The following is a 16,200-nucleotide window of genomic DNA, read 5'->3' as shown; positions in this document are numbered from 1 at the left end:
CGAACCTTCGCACATCTCATCCAGGAGGCTAATCCCGGATGAACTCATCTGTCTGATGCGTGCTCCAGTACCAAAAGATACCAGAAACCACATACAAGACAGTGAAGCTGTTAAATCTCATCATCGAACCCCCGTAAGAGCCCTAGAGACCAGATATGCAAAACGTCGATCCGTCGATACAGACCAAACCGCCCACATATCTCTTCAAGTCATCATCAATGTCAAAGAGCGCGGAGACAAAATCAACCGGAAGCGCCGCATTTCCTTGGCGCAACCCGCGTCATCATCTCCTGAAGTCCAGCCCCAAAACCGGTCCAATCCTTCCAGAAACCTAAGCTTCCGTCCGTTCCGTCCCAGCCCCGAGGCCGCCCCGTCAGTGCCTCAGCGCCGCCGGTGAAGGGGCTTTTACGGACACCCCCAGAGAGTCGCAACACCAAAAACGCAGAAATTTGCCCCAAACAGTCAAATTTCTCACAAGCATCTGTTTTTAAACGATTTTAATCGTCGCTTTCTGCATGAGATGCCCAATAGGCGTCGCGCGCGCCCGTCAGTAAGGGTTCTTCGCGCCGCGATCCGTCGAGAGACTCTCCTGCCGGCGCGCCACGAGCATCTCGATGGCATCCGCCAGATGGGCCTCCTGAATGTTGTAATCCCCCCGCTCCACCCGCAGACGGTGGGCCGTGATCATGACATCGGCATGGGAGCAGCCCACCGGCGGCTCGAACTTGTAGCAGGCCAGCTCGATCAGAAGGCCCATGGGATCCTTGAAGTAGATCGAATCCATGAAGCCGCGATCCTTATGGCCGGAGTGCTCGATCCCGCGCGCTTCAAGCCGCGCCGCCACCTGACGGAAGGTGGCGAGCCCCACAGAGAAGGCGAGATGGTGGACACAGCCCGGCTCCATCGGCGTGCGCCGGGGATCGGGCTTGCGCGTCTCATTGGTGAAAACGGTGATCAGCCGCCCGTCGCCCGGATCGAAATAGAGATGCCCCTCGTCCGGATCGTCAAGATTGGGCTGGTCGAAGATGAAGGGCATGCCGAGCACCCCTTCCCAGAAATCGATGGACGTCTGCCGATCCGCCCCCGTGAGCGTGATGTGATGAACGCCTTGAACCTGTATCTTCTGCATGGCCGATCCTCCCTTGATCCGCCCCCACTATAGCAACGCGCCCTCCCCTCCCGGCAACCGCCAAAGAAAAAGCGCCGCCCCCAGAGAGGACGGCGCCTGAAAAGACGTCAAAGGGCGCGGTGTTCAGCCCGGCTGTTTCGTCTTGCGCAGGTAGGGCAGGATCTTGTCGAAGGCGCCGAACCGGCTGGTGGCATCCTCATCGGAGACCGCAGGCGTGATGATCACATCCTCACCATGCTTCCAGTTGGCGGGCGTCGCCACTTGGTGCTGCGCGGTCAGTTGGATCGAATCCAGTGCACGCAGGATCTCGTCGAAGTTGCGCCCCGTGGTCATCGGGTAGGTGAGCGAGAGCTTCACCTTCTTGTCGGGCCCGATGATGAACACCGTGCGCACAGTGGCATTGTCGGCCGGGGTGCGCCCTTCGGAGGTGCCGGCCTCGCTGGCGGGCAGCATGTCGTAAAGCTTGGCGACGGCCAGATCGGTATCGCCGATCATCGGATAGCCGACCTTGTTGCCCGTCACAGCCTCGATGTCGTCTTTCCACTTGTTGTGGTTTTCGACGGGATCGACGGAAATCCCGATGATCTTGGCGTTGCGCTTGGCAAACTCGCCCGCCATGCCGGCCATCGCGCCAAGTTCGGTCGTGCAGACCGGGGTGAAATCCTTCGGGTGGCTGAACAGGATGGCGTAGCCGTCGCCGATCCAGTCATGGAAGCTGATCTGGCCTTCGGTCGTTTCGGCGGTGAAATCCGGGGCGGTATCGTTGATGCGCAGGGCCATAATGGGTTCCTTCAAAGTGATGCGCGCGAAAAGGCGCGGCCTCTGATCGTATATAGGCACCTCACCAGCCAGCGGCCAAGCGGCAATCGGTGCAAATTGGGGGCTCTGCCCCCGCCACCCCCTTCGGGCGCGGCTCCCCCGAGATATTTGCAGAACAAAGCGGGGCCCCTTCATCTTGGTAAAAATATCCGCGGGGTGCGGGGCAGCCAGCCCCGCTCCTTCATGGGCCAAAGAGGACGACGCCAAAAGTCAGTCGGACACGTCTTCAAAAATATGATCCATCCGCCGGGAGGTGCCGTCGTCCTGAACGATGCGCACGTGGCGGCGGCGCATTTGGCGCGGTTCGGCCACGCCCACCGAGTGGGCGATGGTCTCGACATCCTTGATGATGCCCTTCGCGTAATTGGCCACTTTCTTGTATTTGTCCTCCACCACCAGGCCTTTCTGAAGGCGCGGGTCATGGGTCGTGATGCCCGTCGGGCAGGTGTTCTTGTTGCACTTGAGCGCCTGGATGCAGCCCATCGAGAACATGAAGCCCCGTGCGTTTGTCACGAAATCCGCGCCGGCCGCGATGGCCCAAGCCACATCGCCCGGGTTTACGAGCTTGCCGGAGGCGATCAGGCGGATGCGGCCGCGCAAGCCCATCTCGTTCAAAAGGCTCGTCATCCGGGGCAGGCTTTCGCGGATCGGCATGCCCACGAGATCCATGAGCGGCATGGGGGAGGCGCCGGTGCCGCCCTCCCCGCCGTCGATTGTCATGAAATCCGGCGCGCAAGCTTCGCCCCGCTCAAGGATGCGGGCGAAGAGATCGCGAAAAGGGTCGCTGGAGCCGATCACCGTCTTGAAGCCCACAGGCTTGCCGGTGATCTCGCGGATGCGCACCACCATGTCGAGGAAGCTGTCGATGTCGCCGATGTCCACATGGCGGTTGGGCGAGAGGCTGGCCTCACCCACGGGGATGCCCCGGATCGCGGCGATTTCAGGCGTCACCTTCTCGCCGGGCAGGATGCCACCTTTGCCGGGTTTCGCGCCTTGCGCCATCTTGATCTCGAACATCTTCACCTGCGGGTTGGCCGCCACCGCGCGCAGCTTGTCTTCGTTCAGGCTGCCGTCGTCGTTGCGCACCCCGTATTTCGCCGTGCCGATCTGGAAAACGATATCGCAGTTCGCGGTGAGGTGATGCGGTGAGAGCCCGCCCTCGCCCGTGTTGAGCCAGATGCCCGCCTCCGCCGCCCCGCGCGAGAGCGCCTCGACGGCCGGGCGTGACAGGGCACCATAGCTCATGCCCGAGATGTTGAAGATCGAGGGCGCCAGATAGGGCTCCCGCGCGCCGGGGCCGATCAGCATGGGTTCGGTGGTGGCGAATTGATCGTCCAGCGGCGGGAAGGGCGCGTTCACGAAGATCGGCGTGCCCACCACGTTGAGGTTGCGGGTTGAACCGAAGGCAATGGTGTTGCTTTCCCCGCGCGCTGCGCGGGCCACCCAATCCCGTTGCGCGCGGTTGAAGGGCATCTCTTCGCGGTCCATGGCAAAGAAATACTGACGGAAGAATTCCCCCAGCGTCGTGAACAGATGCCGGAAGCGGCCGATCACCGGGTAATTCCTGCGGATCGCATCGCCTGTCTGGGTGCGGTCGATGATGAAGAAGATCACCACCATCGCAACGGCCACGCCGATCACGAAGACAAACCCCAGGGCCAGCGTTTGAAGGGCCACGGCGGCCCAGCCCATCACAGTGAACATTCCGTCTTCCTCCAGATGCGTGGCGACTGCTTGGCCACACGGCCAGCCTAGAGGCCGGGCACGCGCCTGCCCACGGCTTTCGGGCTCACGCGGGCTCACTTTGCGCCCGGATCACCGATTTTTCTTCACAAAGTGTTGAATGGCCAGCGGAAAACCCGTGGGCTTAGCGCCGCGCTGCGCGGTTTCAAGCCGCGCCGCGCAGGTATTTTTAAACCTCCCCATTCATCCACCTGCCGAAAGCGTCCGTAGCTTCTGCATTGAACGACCGCGAACAACCACAAACAGGAGTTTACCATGTTTCGCAGAACCTTCGTCGCCTTCGCTGCCGCCACCGCTTTCGCCGCCCCGGCCTTCGCCGATGGCCACGGCAAGGATATCGTTGACACTGCCGTTGGCGCTGGCAGCTTCACCACCCTCGTCGCCGCCGTGCAGGCCGCTGGCCTCGTTGACACGCTGAAGGGCGAAGGCCCGTTCACCGTCTTCGCGCCCACCGATGACGCTTTTGCCGCCCTGCCCGCAGGCACGGTGGAAGAGCTGCTGAAGCCCGAGAACAAAGAGCAACTGGTGGCCGTGCTCACCTACCACGTGATCCCGGGCAAGGTGATGGCCGCTGACATCGCCGGCAAGAAAATGGACGTCGAGACCGTTCAGGGCTCCGCCGCCATGGTCGACGCCACCGATGGCGTGATGATCGACGGCGCCAAGGTGATCCAGGCCGACGTGATGGCCTCCAACGGTGTGATCCACGTGATCGATGCCGTGATCCTGCCGAAATAACCACCGATCAGGCGGGGCGCTCTCCGGGCGCCCCGTCCTGCTTACTAAACACAGCACTTCTGGAAAGACCAAGGGAGCCCCACCATGAAACGCCGTTCCGCTCTGAAAGCCCTCGCCGCCTTTGGCGCCGTTGCCGCCCTCTCTGCCTGCGCGACCACACCGCGCAGCCCTGACATCGTCGACATCGCTGCCGGCAACGACGATTTCTCCACCCTCGTGGCCGCCGTGACGGCCGCAGGGCTCGTGGACACGCTGAAAGGCGACGGGCCGTTCACCGTCTTCGCCCCCACCAACGAGGCCTTCGCGGCCCTGCCCGCGGGCACCGTGGAAAACCTGCTCCAGCCCGAGAACAAGGACCAGCTCGTCGCCGTGCTGACCTACCATGTTGTCGCCGGCAACTACCCGGCCTCTTCGCTTTCCGGCAAGCGCGGCGCGCTCACCACCGTGAACGGCAAATCCGTGCATGTGGATGGCCGCAACGGTGTGAAGGTCAATTCCTCCACCGTGACAGCCGCCGACATTCGCGCCAGCAACGGCGTGATCCATGTGATCGACAAGGTGCTGCTGCCCTGATGCAGCGCCTTTCGAGGGGGCCGCGCGACCTGCGCGGCCCTTTTTTGATTTCAGGAGGAGACACCCATGAACACGATCACCGATATCGTCGCCGCCAGCGGTGACTACGACACCAACGGCGGAGATTTCGACATCCTGCTGCGCGCCGCGCAAGCGGCTGGCCTTGCCGGAACGCTGGCCACCGTTCAGGATCTCACCGTTTTTGCTCCGACAGATGACGCTTTTCTGGGCCTCGCCGCAGCCTATGGGTTCACCGGCACCGGCGAAGAGGCCGCTTTCAACTACATTGTCGACACGCTGACACTGCTTGGCGGCGGCAATCCGATCCCGCTGCTCACCACCGTGCTGACCTATCACGTTGCAGGCGAAGCGCTTAACTCAACAGAAGTGCTTGCCCGCGACAGCATCGACACGCTGTCTGGCTTCTCGTTCGATGTGAACGGCCTGTCGCTTGGCGACAATGACCCGGACGTGCCCGATCCCACCATCATCCTGCCGAACGTTGGGGCCGACAACGGCATCATCCACGTGATCGACGGTGTGTTGATCCCGGCGGATATCCCGCAGCCCGGCCAGAACGGAACCGATTTCGAGATCGGCACCGATGCCTCCGAGCGCTTCATCACCCGCGAGGGCAATGATTTCATCGACGGCAATGGCGGCAAGGATTTCATCTTCGCCGGCAAGGGCGATGACGTCGCCATCGGCGGGCGCGGCAATGATCTGCTGTTCGGGCAAAAGGGCAATGATCTGCTGATCGGCGCAGAGGGCCATGACAAAATCTTCGGCGGCAAGGGCAATGACACGATCGAAGGCGGCGCGGGCAACGATCTGCTGCTGGGCGGCAGTGGCCGGGACACATTCGTCTTCAAGGAAGGCGACGGCGACGACACGATCCTCGGCTTCCGCGCCGGGAAGGACAAGATCGATCTCACCGCTTTCGGCCTGTCCGATATTTCCGAGGTTGAGATCGACACGGGCTTCTTTGGCACCGAGATCGAAGTCGGCGATGTGGACATCTACCTCGCCGGTATCGGCGGTGTGCATGTAACGGCGGATGATTTTCTGCTCTGAGACAATGCACTCGGGCTAAGATCAAGAACGGCGGCACTTCGGTGCCGCCGTTTTCATGTGAGGTCGAGCAGTTCAGGCAGATCCGCCATATCCTCAAAGAGAACGTCCGCGATGCCTTCCATCCGCTTTTGCGGTGTTTCGCGGGTGAACCCGTAGCAGCGCATGCCCGCCGCCTTGGCCGCGCGCGCGCCGGTGGGGCTGTCTTCCACCACGACCGCTTGATCCGGCGCAACGCCAAGGCTTTGAGCGATCCAGAGGTAGATGTCGGGCGCGGGTTTGGGCTTGCGCTCGGGGTGGGCCGGATCCTGCGCCGAGAACGCGCGCCCCTCAAAGCGCGGCGCAAGGCCGGTCCGCCCAAGCGTGACCACCATCTTCTCGGCGCGCCCGTTTGAGCCGATAGCGAAAGGCACGCCCGCAGCCTCCAAAGCATCCAGCACGGTCTCGATGCCGGGCACCGGCTCGACCTCCTCAGCCAGCAGCGCATAGAGCCTGCGGTAGTAGCTTTCGACCCAGCCGTCCGGCAGGCTAGCGCCCCGGCGGCGGGCCTCTTCAAAGACGCCCTGCATGGTGCCGCCGATGAACATCTCCGTCACCTGCGCAACTGTCAGATCGAGCCCATGGGCCGCCAGCTCATCGCGCAAAAAGGCAAGCGTGGGGCGTTCGCTGTCCACGACCACGCCGTCACAGTCGAAAATCACGAGGGCCGCTCTGGTCATGCAAAACTCCTGACATGAAAAAGCCGGGCGGAGTGCCCGGCTTTCTTAGTCTCGCGTCATGCCCCGCAGGTCAATGCACCACGGCATCTTCCGGCGGGCGGCGGTTCGAGGGCGCCACGCGGTCGCCCACGATCAGCCCGTCGGCTCCGGCGCTCACCGGCACCGTGCTGCCATCGAGCACATCGCCCGCCAGCAGCATCTCGGCCAGCGGATCCTGCAGGTGGCGCTGGATCACGCGCTTCAGCGGACGTGCACCGAAGACCGGATCATAGCCCTCATCGGCCAGCCATGTCTTCGCCGCCTCATCCAGCGTGAGCGTGATGTTGCGCCGCGCCAGCCGCTTGGCCAGAAGTCCAAGCTGGATGTCGACGATGCCGTCCATATCGGCGCGAGCGAGGCGATCGAAGATGATCGTTTCGTCGAGCCGGTTCAGGAACTCGGGCCGGAAATGCGCCCGGACCGCATCCATCACGTCACGCTTGGCTTCGCCGCTGTCAGCCCCTTCGGGCAGCTGGCTCAGCGCCTGCGCGCCAAGGTTGGACGTCAGGATGATCAGCGTCTGCTTGAAGTCCACGGTGCGGCCCTGACCATCGGTCAGAACGCCGTCATCGAGCACTTGCAGCAGCACGTTGAACACATCCGGGTGCGCCTTCTCGACCTCGTCAAACAGCACCACCTGGTAGGGCTTGCGCCGCACGGCCTCGGTCAGAACGCCGCCTTCATCGTAGCCCACATAGCCCGGAGGTGCGCCGATCAGGCGGGCCACGGCGTGTTTCTCCATGAATTCGCTCATGTCGATCCGCACCATGGCGCTGTCGTCGTCAAACAGGAACTCGGCCACGGCCTTGGTGAGCTCGGTTTTCCCGACACCCGTCGGCCCGAGGAAGAGGAAGCTGCCCAGCGGGCGGGCTTCATCATTCAGCCCGGCACGGGCCCGGCGCACGGCGTTGGAGACGGCGCGCACGGCGGACTTCTGCCCGATCACCCGTTTGCCCAGTTCTTCTTCCATACGCAGCAGCTTGTCGCGCTCGCCTTCGAGCATCTTGCTCGTCGGAATACCCGTCCAGCGCTCCACCACAGAAGCGATCTGCTCGGGGCGCACGGCCTCTTCCACCATGACATCATCGTCGCTGGTTTCGGCCTCGGCCACCTTGCGCTCCAGCTCCGGGATCACGCCGTAGGAGAGCTCGCCGGCCTTGGCGAGATTGCCTTCGCGCTTGGCGATGTCCAGTTCCGCACGGGCGCGGTCCAGTTGTTCCTTCAGGTCGCGGGCGCTGGCGAGCTTGTCGCGCTCGGCCTGCCACTTGGCGGTGAGGCTCGCGGATTTGTCCTGCAGATCGGAGAGCTCTTTTTCGAGCTTGTCGAGCCGATCCTTGGAGGCGTCGTCATCCTCTTTCTTCAGCGCTTCAGCCTCGATCTGCTTCTGCAGGATCTCGCGATCCAGCGCGTCGAGCTCCTCGGGCTTGGAATCCACCTCCATCCGCAGGCGGCTGGCGGCTTCATCCACGAGGTCGATGGCCTTGTCGGGCAGGAAGCGATCCGTGATGTAGCGGTGGCTCAGGGTGGCCGCCGCCACGAGGGCGGAATCGCTGATCCGCACGCCGTGGTGCAGCTCGTATTTCTCCTTGATGCCCCGCAGGATCGAGATCGTGTCCGTCACCGTCGGCTCATCCACCAGCACGGGCTGGAAGCGCCGGGCAAGGGCTGCGTCCTTCTCGACGTATTTGCGATACTCATCGAGCGTGGTCGCGCCCACGCAGTGCAATTCGCCCCGCGCCAGCGCCGGTTTGATGAGGTTGGCCGCATCCATCGCGCCGTCGGTCTTGCCGGCGCCCACGAGCTGGTGCATCTCGTCGATGAAGAGGATGATTTCGCCAGCCGCGTTGGTGACTTCGGAGAGCACGGCTTTCAGCCGCTCCTCGAACTCGCCCCGGTATTTGGCCCCGGCCACAAGCGCGCCCATGTCGAGCGACATCAGCTTCTTGTTGCGCAGGGATTCCGGCACATCACCGTTGATGATGCGCAGGGCAAGCCCTTCGGCGATCGCGGTTTTCCCCACGCCCGGCTCCCCGATCAGCACCGGGTTGTTCTTGGTGCGGCGCGACAGAACCTGCATCGTGCGGCGGATTTCCTCGTCCCGCCCGATGATCGGATCGATCTTGCCTTCCTCGGCGGCCTCGGTCAGGTCACGCGCGTATTTCTTCAGCGCGTCATAGCCTTCCTCGGCGCTCGCCGTATCGGCGGTGCGGCCCTTGCGGATATCGTTGATGGCGCTGTTGAGCTTCATCGCAGTGACCGCACCGGCATCCAGCGCGTCCTTGGCCTTGCTCTTCACCACGGCCAGCGCGGTGAGAATGCGCTCCACCGTCACGTAGCTGTCGCCCGCCTTGGTGGCGATCTTCTCGGCCTCATCCAGCACCTTGCCGGTCTGGCTGTCGAGGTAGACCTGCCCGGCATCACCGGACACTTTCGGCATCTTGGCAAGAGCGGCATCGACGGCTTCCAGCACGCGTTCGGGCGAGCCGCCCGCGCGTTTGATCAGGTTGCTCGCAAGCCCCTGGTCATCATCCATCAATGCTTTCAGTATATGTTCGGGTGCCAACCGCTGGTGGCTTTCCCGCATGGCGATCGTCTGGGCGGCCTGAATGAACCCCCGCGACCGCTCGGTGAACTTTTCGAAGTTCATGAGCTGTCTCCTTTTCTAAGCGTCCCGTCTGGCCGCCGCCCTGTTCGCAGGCACGGCAACCGGTGGACCTTGAACCAGATGTGGGATCACACCTGCGTGACGTCAAGCCAGCCGCCATGGCCACATCGCAAATCTGACGACATTTACAATTTATTCACCTTTCTGAGGCCGCTCGATGCGGCCATTTCTTTCCGCGTGTAAAAAAGTGTGAGTGCGATGATCATCAACCGAATCGACGTCTCTGTCAGTGGGCGCAACGGCCCCTACCAGCGCGGCCATGTTGTCTTTGAAATTCAGGACGATCCCGAAGCGCCGCTGCGGATGCTGCATCTGCATGCCAGCGCCAAGGCTCCGGAAGCCCTGCCCCTGCCCGAGATGGAGGCCCTGCTGATCGCCGACGCGCTCGCCCGCCTGCGCCGGATGCCCGATGTGCGCCGCGTGACCCTGCAATTCGCCCCCGACATCGAAGACCGCCTGCGCGCCTGAGCTTGACCCCACAGCGCCTTGCAGGGAAAAGGGGCAAACCCACACAGGAGTGCCCCCGATGTCCGACGATCGCCTTATCGTAGCCCTTGACGTGCCCAACGCTCTGGCGGGCCTGAGCCTTGCCGAACGGCTTGGCGATGCGGTGAGCTTCTACAAGATCGGCCTCGGCATGCTCACCGGCGGCGGGCTGGCGCTGGCCAACGAGCTGAAGCAGGATCACGGCAAGCGTATCTTCCTCGACATGAAGCTGTTTGACATCGGTGCCACCGTGGAGGCCGCCGTGCGCGGGCTTGCACAGTTCGATCTGGATTTCCTCACCGTGCATGGCGACCCGCATGTGGTGCGCGCCGCCAAGGAAGGCGCGGCTGGCAAGGATCTCAAGATCCTCGGCGTGACTGTGCTCACCTCGCTCGACCGCGCCGATCTGGACGCCGCCATGATCAAGCCGGGCGATGTGCTGGAGATCACCGTGGAGCGCGCCGCCCGCGCGCTGGAGGCCGGGGCCGATGGCGTCATCGCCTCACCGCGCGAGGCCAAACTGATCCGCGCCCTGCCCGAAGCGGCCGGCAAGCTGATCGTCACCCCCGGCGTGCGCCCCGCTGGTGCGGCTCTGGGCGATCAGAAGCGCGTGGCAACACCGGCCGCCGCACTCACCGACGGCGCGGATCACCTCGTGGTGGGCCGTCCAATCTGGCAGGCCCCTGACCCCCGCGCCGCGGCCGAGGCCGTGCTACAGGAAATCGCCACTGTCTGAGCGGCACCGTCCAGACGGCACAGGCTCAGACCAAGGCCGTCAGGCGAGGCAAGGCGCAGCCGGATCAGCGCCCAAAGCACAACCTAGGATATTGCAGGATTTGGCCCGACGCCTTGCGGCGTTTCGGGCCAACACTGATTCGCGCCCACGCACCGCCGCTCGGAAAAACGGGCAGCAAAGCCGGTAAACCTTTACAAAACGTTACAAAATCGGCCTTAATGCCACAATATCGCCCCAAGCTCTTCCCGCATTAGTCATTTTTTCACCTGTGCACCCCAATAAGTAGTGCGCGGATTCCCCCTCTCTCTGCTAGGTTACTCATCGTAACCAACTTACGCATGCGTACTGACTATACCATGCGTGCCTCGAAACCCACTCACGCGAGGGAGAGCCAAAATGAACCCCCTTCCCCAACCTCAGGAAAGCGCCTGCGCGACCCGCGACATCCTGCGGCGCATCACCGATGGCTGGAGCCTTCTGATCCTGATCGAACTCTCGAAAGAGAAGAAACGCTTCAACCGCCTGCGCGATGCCATCTCCGGCATTTCCCAACGCATGCTCTCCGTCAGCCTGCGCCACCTCGAACGCGACGGCCTCGTTTCCCGGACCGTCCTGCCCTCTTCGCCCCCGCAAGTGGAATACGCGCTCACCTCGCTGGGCCAGTCCCTCGTGCCCTCGCTCAAGCCGCTTCAGGTCTGGGCCGAGGATCGCCAGCCCGACATCCACGCCGCGCGCGACAAATACGACAGAACCCGCCTCACCGCCTGACCGGGCACCACTCGCTGCCAATGCCCGCCAACCCGGGCCAACCACATCGGAACCAAAAACACATGCTCAGCACCTCGCCCCAGTGTCGCCCTGCACAGCGCTCGCAGGCACCGTGCCCCCAACAGGGAATGATCTCCTCCTATCTCACGATCCGGCAGAGCCTTGGCTACATCGGCCTTGCGCTGCCCGTCGTGCTGCTCGCCGGCGGGCTGGCCGCGAACGAAGGCATCGCGGCCTCGATCAGCCATTATTACTACACCTCGATGCAGGATGTGTTCGTCGGCGCGCTCTGCGCCATTGGCGTCTTCCTCATGGGATCCTGGGGGCCTGACAGCCACGACGCAGGCCCCATCACCCACAAGCGCATCTCCCGCGTCGGCGGCGTCGGCGCCATCGGCCTCGCGCTGGTGCCCACCCATACCGACAAACCCTTCGACTGTTCCTTCGTGCAATGCGCCACGGGCATGCAAACAGGCAGTGACATCCACCACGTCTTCGCCGGTCTCTTCTTCCTGTCGATGGCGCTATTTTGCCTGTTTCTCTTCTACGAGCGCCCTGAAGACGGCCATTCAGACGCCGAACGCATGGGCCTGCGCAACCGCGTCTACAAGATCAGCGGCGCGGTGATCCTCACCGCCATGGCTGCGCTCTACACCTACCGGATCTCCTCACCCGAAACGAAAGCGGTGATGGACGCCAACAGCTACCAGTTCTGGATCGAAAGCATCGGTGTCTGGGCCTTCGGGCTGTGCTGGCTGGTGAAGGGCCACGCCTTCGCCGCGCTCAACGATCGCGAAACCCCGCCCGAAGCGGTGAACCTGGATTGCGAGCCCTCGCGGCCCAAGCTAACCTTGGCCTATGCCCGCGCTCTGCCGAAACTGCCTCACGCAATTCCCGTCCGGGCCCCGGTGCCCGCGCTGCGCAAGCCCGCGCATCGCCGCGCATGAGGAGCTGACCAGCCTGACGATCGCGCATATGGATTGCGACGCCTTCTACGCCTCTGTGGAGAAACGCGACAATCCGGAGCTGCGAGATCGCCCTGTGATCATCGGTGGGGGCAAACGGGGCGTTGTCTCAACCGCCTGCTACATCGCCCGCATCAAGGGCGTGCGCTCGGCCATGCCGATGTTCAAGGCGCTGCAGCTCTGCCCCGAGGCGGTGGTGGTGCGGCCCCGGATGGCCGCCTACACGGAGGCCTCCCGCGCCATCCGCGCGATGATGGATGAACTCACGCCCGAGGTAGAGCCGCTCTCGCTGGACGAAGCCTTCATGGATCTCACCGGCACCGAACGCCTGCACGGCGCACCGCCCGCCGTGATGCTCGCCCGGCTCGTCAAACGCATGGAGGACGAGCTGGGCCTCACCGGATCGATCGGGCTTTCGCACAATAAGTTCCTCGCCAAGGTCGCCAGCGATCTGGACAAGCCGCGCGGCTTTTCGGTGATCGGTAAAGCCGAAACGGCCGACTTCCTGCGCGACAAACCCGTGAGCCTGATCTGGGGCGTGGGCCAGGCCTTCCAGTCCTCGCTGGAAAAAGCCGGCATCCGCACCTTTTCCGATCTGCTGCGCTGGGAGAAAGAAGATCTCACCGCGCGCTTCGGCAGCTCGGGCACAAGGCTCTGGCACCTCGCCCGCGGCGAGGACCGCCGCCGCGTCTCTTCCCGCGCACCGGTGAAAAGCCTCTCCAACGAGACCACCTTTTTTGAGGATACCGCCAACCCCGACGTGCTCGACGGCCACATCTGGCGCCTCGCCGAGAAAGTCGCCAGCCGCGCCAAGGCGAAAGACATCGCCGGCCGTGTCGTCACGCTCAAACTGAAGCGCGCCAATTTCGCCCTGCTCAGCCGCCGCATCTCACTGCGCGAGCCCACCCAATCGGCCGACACGCTCTACCGCACCGCGCGCCAGCTCTTCGATCAGCTGGGCGACAAGGGCCCCTACAGGCTGATCGGCGTCGGCCTCAGCCAGCTTGAAAGTGCCACGGAAGCGGATCGCTCCGGCGATCTGCTCGATCCCGGTGCCGCCACCCGCCGCAAGGCCGAAGCCGCCACCGATGCCATCCGCGCCCGCTTCGGCACGGATGCCATCATCAAAGGCCGCGCCCTGCGCTGAAGCGTTTCGGATTTGACCTGAGACCTCGTGCATCGCCTTTCGCGTTCGACCGAAGGGAGAGGCAGCGAAGAAGCGGTTCAAGTTCAATCCGAAACGCTAACCCTTTTCCTCTCGCTGAAAATACCTCGGGGGTGCGGGGGCTGGCCCCCGCTCTCCTTCGCATGCGGGGTTTGCCCCGCATGCACCCTATTCCGCCGCCAGTTCCTGCGGCACCCTGCGGCCCATATCCGCAATCTGCGCCGTGACAGAGCCCATCAGCCGGCGGAAGGATTGGAAATTGCCGTTGGGGCGGATCATTTCCTCGTTCATGTAGAGTGACCGGTCGATCTCGATCTGCACCACATGCTGCCTGCTGGAGGGGCGGCCGTAGTGTTGGGTCACGAAGGCCCCGGCAAAGGGCGAGTTGCGCGATACCCGAAGTCCGGCGGACACGAAGGCTTCCTCGATCCGGTCCACCACCTCCGCATCCGCCGCCGCGCCGAAGCGGTCGCCCAACACGACGTCCGGGCGCGGGTTGCCCCGGCGCGCCACCACGTCCAGCGCCTCATGCGGCATGGAGTGGCAATCGATCAGAATCGCCTCGCCGAAGCGGGCGCGGCTTTCGTTCAGAAGCTGCTGTAAGGCGTCATGGTAAGGCCGCCAGTAATCCGCGATTCGCCCGTGGGCCTCCTCCAGCCGCATCTTGCCACGGTAGATCTGCCGCCCTTGCGCCACCACGCGGGGAATCACCCCAAGGCCAGAAGCGATGCGCGGGTTGTGCGAGATGCGCCGCACCCCTTCCACCACCGCAGGATCCAGCTCATCGGCGCTGCGGTTCAGATCCACGAAGGCGCGCGGCATCCGCGCCGCCAGCAGCGGCGCGCCAAACTCCGGCGCCTTGGAAAACAGCACATCCACGAAGGCATCCTCAGAGGAGCGCAGCGTGCGTTCGTCCAGCACTGTCTTGCGCTGAAACGCCCAGGGGTAATGCCGCCCGGAGTGGGGCGAGGCAAAAATCACCGACGTATCCCTGCGCACAGGCACCGTCAGATCGTAGGCCGTCTTGTCCATCCGCGCTCCATTTCTGTAAAAAAGACTGTGCCGCATTTTTTCTCGCTCCAAAACCCTTGAACCCCCCTACGACTCCGAATATAGAGCGCTTCACCGACGCGGACCGCCCGCGTCCTATTCATTTAGGGCGCATGGTTTGCACGGGTCAGACGGGCGATTAGCTCAGCGGTAGAGCACTTCGTTGACATCGAAGGGGTCACTGGTTCGATCCCAGTATCGCCCACCATGTCCTGACCTTCGGACGCGAGTTTGTAACCCAAGGCGCACGCGCGCCGCGATTAGATGGAGAAAGCTATGAAAGTACGGAACTCTCTCCGTTCGCTCAAGAACCGCCATCGCGACTGCCGCATCGTGCGTCGCAAGGGCCGCGTTTACGTCATCAACAAGACGCAACGCAAGTTCAAAGCCCGTCAGGGCTGAGGCGAACGCCAGAACAAGAAGGGGCCGCCCGGAGCAATCCGAGGCGGCCTTTTTCTTTTTTAGCCGGTAGCACAGCGAAGCCAAGGCAAAGATGGCGGATCACAAGATAAGGCTGGCGGACCCCGCGGATTTCACGGCCCTTGGGCAGGTGATGTATGCCGCGATCCACGCCACCCCCAGCCCCTATTCGGCTGAGGCGCGCACCGCATGGCTGCCCGCCCCAAACAGCGGCCCCGCGTGGGAGGCCCGTCTCGCCAGCCAGTTTGTGCTGCTGGCAGATAGCCCTGCAGGGCCTGCGGGCTTCGCAAGCCTCACACCGGACGGATATATCGACCTTGCCTTTCTGCTGCCCGCCGCCCGGGGCACCGGGCTGTTCCGGCAGTTGATTGCCGGGCTCGAGGCCGAGGCGTGGCGGCGGGGGATCGCCCGGCTCCACACCCATGCAAGCCTTGCCGCCGAAGGCCCGTTTCGCGCCCTAGGTTTTGCCGAGCTCCAGCGCGAGACCGTCCTGCGCGCCGGGATCGCCCTGCGCCGCGTGGCGATGGAGAAACCGCTCCTTTAGCCCCGCTTATAGCCCCGCTTGCCGCGGATGGCATCATGTCGAAAGACTCTGGCCCAAACGCGCAAGCGCCGTGAGCCCTGCGGACGCAGGTACATCTTAAATCAATCCGGATTGATGAAATGTTCCACCTGCCACATCTGCCCCAATCCCTCCCGCATGCATGGGCCCACTCCCTTACCCGGACCGTCCGCGCGCTGTCGCCCGGCGCGGCCCGCGCGGCGCGCACCGCCGCCAATGTGCCCGGTGCGGTGGTGGTCCCCTCCCGCGCGCCGCTGGTCGGCCGGCCGCATGTGCTGGACGGCAGCACGCTCCTCGTGCGCCAGACCCGCGTGCATTTGGCAGGGCTCGCGCCGCAAGGTGGCGAAACCCGCAAGTCCCGGCACGCGCGCCAGATTCTTCGCGATCTCTGCGCCAATCAACGGGTGCAGGTGGAGATCCTTGAGCGCAGCCCCCAAGGCAGCGCCACGGTGATCGGGCGGGCTCGCCTGCCGGACGGGCGGGATCTCTCCGCCGAGATGCTCGCGCGCGGCGCGGAACCGTTGCCTACAGAAGCCTCTGCGGCCTGAGCGC

17 protein-coding genes and 1 tRNA gene are annotated in these 16,200 nt (G+C 63.7%); 12 read left to right on the top strand and 6 right to left on the bottom strand.

Annotated features, from left to right (window positions below):
• Positions 1 to 547: 547 nt before the first annotated feature.
• The 3 genes from KVX96_RS18430 to KVX96_RS18420 all read right to left on the bottom strand — a co-directional run bounded on the left by KVX96_RS18430 (position 548) and on the right by KVX96_RS18420 (position 3,640).
• Entirely contained in the window at positions 548 to 1,129 is a 582-nt protein-coding gene (locus KVX96_RS18430; protein ID WP_261196285.1) for a VOC family protein, read from the bottom strand.
• A gap of 123 nt (positions 1,130 to 1,252) precedes the next feature.
• On the bottom strand, positions 1,253 to 1,909 hold the full coding sequence (locus KVX96_RS18425; protein ID WP_261196284.1) for a peroxiredoxin: 657 nt from the start codon (positions 1,907 to 1,909) through the stop codon (positions 1,253 to 1,255).
• A 249-nt stretch (positions 1,910 to 2,158) separates the two neighbouring features.
• Complete coding sequence (locus tag KVX96_RS18420; RefSeq protein ID WP_261196298.1) at positions 2,159 to 3,640, bottom strand: FMN-binding glutamate synthase family protein; 1,482 nt, start codon at positions 3,638 to 3,640, stop codon at positions 2,159 to 2,161.
• A 306-nt stretch (positions 3,641 to 3,946) separates the two neighbouring features.
• Here KVX96_RS18420 and KVX96_RS18415 point away from each other — a divergent pair, with 306 nt between their 5' ends.
• The 3 genes from KVX96_RS18415 (at position 3,947) to KVX96_RS18405 (ending at position 6,076) form a co-directional block, all read left to right on the top strand.
• A complete protein-coding gene (locus tag KVX96_RS18415; protein WP_261196282.1) occupies positions 3,947 to 4,429 on the top strand; it encodes a fasciclin domain-containing protein in 483 nt (160 codons plus the stop codon).
• Between the two features lie 84 nt (positions 4,430 to 4,513).
• Entirely contained in the window at positions 4,514 to 5,002 is a 489-nt protein-coding gene (locus tag KVX96_RS18410; protein ID WP_261196280.1) for a fasciclin domain-containing protein, read from the top strand.
• Between the two features lie 66 nt (positions 5,003 to 5,068).
• Positions 5,069 to 6,076 carry a fasciclin domain-containing protein gene (locus KVX96_RS18405; RefSeq protein WP_261196278.1) on the top strand — a complete coding sequence of 336 codons (1,008 nt, stop codon included), beginning with the start codon at positions 5,069 to 5,071 and terminating at the stop codon, positions 6,074 to 6,076.
• Positions 6,077 to 6,129: 53 nt separating this feature from the next.
• Here the strand turns inward: KVX96_RS18405 and KVX96_RS18400 are convergent, their stop codons facing one another.
• Both KVX96_RS18400 and clpB read right to left on the bottom strand, forming a co-directional pair.
• Positions 6,130 to 6,792 carry an HAD family hydrolase gene (locus KVX96_RS18400; RefSeq protein WP_261196276.1) on the bottom strand — a complete coding sequence of 221 codons (663 nt, stop codon included), beginning with the start codon at positions 6,790 to 6,792 and terminating at the stop codon, positions 6,130 to 6,132.
• Positions 6,793 to 6,862: 70 nt separating this feature from the next.
• Positions 6,863 to 9,478, bottom strand: coding sequence for an ATP-dependent chaperone ClpB (clpB, locus tag KVX96_RS18395; RefSeq protein ID WP_261196275.1), 2,616 nt, complete (start codon positions 9,476 to 9,478; stop codon positions 6,863 to 6,865).
• A 216-nt stretch (positions 9,479 to 9,694) separates the two neighbouring features.
• Here clpB and KVX96_RS18390 point away from each other — a divergent pair, with 216 nt between their 5' ends.
• The 5 genes from KVX96_RS18390 to KVX96_RS18370 all read left to right on the top strand — a co-directional run bounded on the left by KVX96_RS18390 (position 9,695) and on the right by KVX96_RS18370 (position 13,598).
• Complete coding sequence (locus KVX96_RS18390; protein ID WP_261196273.1) at positions 9,695 to 9,964, top strand: hypothetical protein; 270 nt, start codon at positions 9,695 to 9,697, stop codon at positions 9,962 to 9,964.
• Between the two features lie 58 nt (positions 9,965 to 10,022).
• A complete protein-coding gene (pyrF, locus tag KVX96_RS18385; RefSeq protein ID WP_261196272.1) occupies positions 10,023 to 10,718 on the top strand; it encodes an orotidine-5'-phosphate decarboxylase in 696 nt (231 codons plus the stop codon).
• Positions 10,719 to 11,114: 396 nt separating this feature from the next.
• A complete protein-coding gene (locus tag KVX96_RS18380; protein ID WP_261196271.1) occupies positions 11,115 to 11,486 on the top strand; it encodes a winged helix-turn-helix transcriptional regulator in 372 nt (123 codons plus the stop codon).
• A gap of 128 nt (positions 11,487 to 11,614) precedes the next feature.
• Positions 11,615 to 12,433 (top strand): hypothetical protein, encoded by an 819-nt coding sequence (locus KVX96_RS18375; RefSeq protein WP_261196270.1) that lies wholly within the window; start codon positions 11,615 to 11,617, stop codon positions 12,431 to 12,433.
• On the top strand, positions 12,345 to 13,598 hold the full coding sequence (locus tag KVX96_RS18370; protein WP_261196269.1) for a DNA polymerase IV: 1,254 nt from the start codon (positions 12,345 to 12,347) through the stop codon (positions 13,596 to 13,598). Before KVX96_RS18375 ends, KVX96_RS18370 begins: the two co-directional genes overlap by 89 nt.
• 186 nt (positions 13,599 to 13,784) lie before the next feature.
• On the opposite strand, the gene KVX96_RS18365 is transcribed toward KVX96_RS18370, so the two are convergent.
• Complete coding sequence (locus KVX96_RS18365) at positions 13,785 to 14,648, bottom strand: N-formylglutamate amidohydrolase (RefSeq protein ID WP_261196268.1); 864 nt, start codon at positions 14,646 to 14,648, stop codon at positions 13,785 to 13,787.
• 151 nt (positions 14,649 to 14,799) lie between these two features.
• Here KVX96_RS18365 and KVX96_RS18360 point away from each other — a divergent pair.
• The 4 genes from KVX96_RS18360 (at position 14,800) to KVX96_RS18345 (ending at position 16,196) form a co-directional block, all read left to right on the top strand.
• Positions 14,800 to 14,874: transfer RNA gene (locus KVX96_RS18360), tRNA-Val, on the top strand.
• Positions 14,875 to 14,942: 68 nt separating this feature from the next.
• On the top strand, positions 14,943 to 15,068 hold the full coding sequence (gene ykgO, locus KVX96_RS18355) for a type B 50S ribosomal protein L36 (protein ID WP_085868787.1): 126 nt from the start codon (positions 14,943 to 14,945) through the stop codon (positions 15,066 to 15,068).
• Between the two features lie 91 nt (positions 15,069 to 15,159).
• Complete coding sequence (locus KVX96_RS18350) at positions 15,160 to 15,630, top strand: GNAT family N-acetyltransferase (protein WP_261196267.1); 471 nt, start codon at positions 15,160 to 15,162, stop codon at positions 15,628 to 15,630.
• 119 nt (positions 15,631 to 15,749) lie between these two features.
• Positions 15,750 to 16,196, top strand: a complete 447-nt coding sequence (locus tag KVX96_RS18345) for a hypothetical protein (protein ID WP_261196266.1) — start codon at positions 15,750 to 15,752, stop codon at positions 16,194 to 16,196.
• The last annotated feature ends 4 nt before the right edge of the window (positions 16,197 to 16,200 follow it).

The organism is Pseudoruegeria sp. SHC-113 (assembly GCF_025376885.1).
Lineage (GTDB): Bacteria > Pseudomonadota > Alphaproteobacteria > Rhodobacterales > Rhodobacteraceae > Pseudoruegeria.
The sequence above is the reverse complement of the archived record's forward strand: the minus strand, read 5'-3'. Positions and strand labels throughout refer to the sequence as shown.

Excerpts from the sequence above, each read along its gene's own strand:
- ykgO (WP_085868787.1), top strand. The coding sequence starts at position 14,943 with ATGAAAGTACGGAACTCTCTCCGTTCGCTCAAGAACCGCCATCGCGAC.
- KVX96_RS18420 (WP_261196298.1), bottom strand. The coding sequence starts at position 3,640 with ATGGGCTGGGCCGCCGTGGCCCTTCAAACGCTGGCCCTGGGGTTTGTC.
- KVX96_RS18430 (WP_261196285.1), bottom strand. The coding sequence starts at position 1,129 with ATGCAGAAGATACAGGTTCAAGGCGTTCATCACATCACGCTCACGGGG.
- KVX96_RS18345 (WP_261196266.1), top strand. The coding sequence starts at position 15,750 with ATGTTCCACCTGCCACATCTGCCCCAATCCCTCCCGCATGCATGGGCC.
- KVX96_RS18370 (WP_261196269.1), top strand. The coding sequence starts at position 12,345 with ATGCCCGCGCTCTGCCGAAACTGCCTCACGCAATTCCCGTCCGGGCCC.
- pyrF (WP_261196272.1), top strand. The coding sequence starts at position 10,023 with ATGTCCGACGATCGCCTTATCGTAGCCCTTGACGTGCCCAACGCTCTG.
- KVX96_RS18405 (WP_261196278.1), top strand. The coding sequence starts at position 5,069 with ATGAACACGATCACCGATATCGTCGCCGCCAGCGGTGACTACGACACC.
- KVX96_RS18415 (WP_261196282.1), top strand. The coding sequence starts at position 3,947 with ATGTTTCGCAGAACCTTCGTCGCCTTCGCTGCCGCCACCGCTTTCGCC.
- KVX96_RS18380 (WP_261196271.1), top strand. The coding sequence starts at position 11,115 with ATGAACCCCCTTCCCCAACCTCAGGAAAGCGCCTGCGCGACCCGCGAC.
- KVX96_RS18400 (WP_261196276.1), bottom strand. The coding sequence starts at position 6,792 with ATGACCAGAGCGGCCCTCGTGATTTTCGACTGTGACGGCGTGGTCGTG.
- KVX96_RS18375 (WP_261196270.1), top strand. The coding sequence starts at position 11,615 with ATGATCTCCTCCTATCTCACGATCCGGCAGAGCCTTGGCTACATCGGC.
- KVX96_RS18425 (WP_261196284.1), bottom strand. The coding sequence starts at position 1,909 with ATGGCCCTGCGCATCAACGATACCGCCCCGGATTTCACCGCCGAAACG.
- KVX96_RS18365 (WP_261196268.1), bottom strand. The coding sequence starts at position 14,648 with ATGGACAAGACGGCCTACGATCTGACGGTGCCTGTGCGCAGGGATACG.
- clpB (WP_261196275.1), bottom strand. The coding sequence starts at position 9,478 with ATGAACTTCGAAAAGTTCACCGAGCGGTCGCGGGGGTTCATTCAGGCC.
- KVX96_RS18390 (WP_261196273.1), top strand. The coding sequence starts at position 9,695 with ATGATCATCAACCGAATCGACGTCTCTGTCAGTGGGCGCAACGGCCCC.
- KVX96_RS18350 (WP_261196267.1), top strand. The coding sequence starts at position 15,160 with ATGGCGGATCACAAGATAAGGCTGGCGGACCCCGCGGATTTCACGGCC.
- KVX96_RS18410 (WP_261196280.1), top strand. The coding sequence starts at position 4,514 with ATGAAACGCCGTTCCGCTCTGAAAGCCCTCGCCGCCTTTGGCGCCGTT.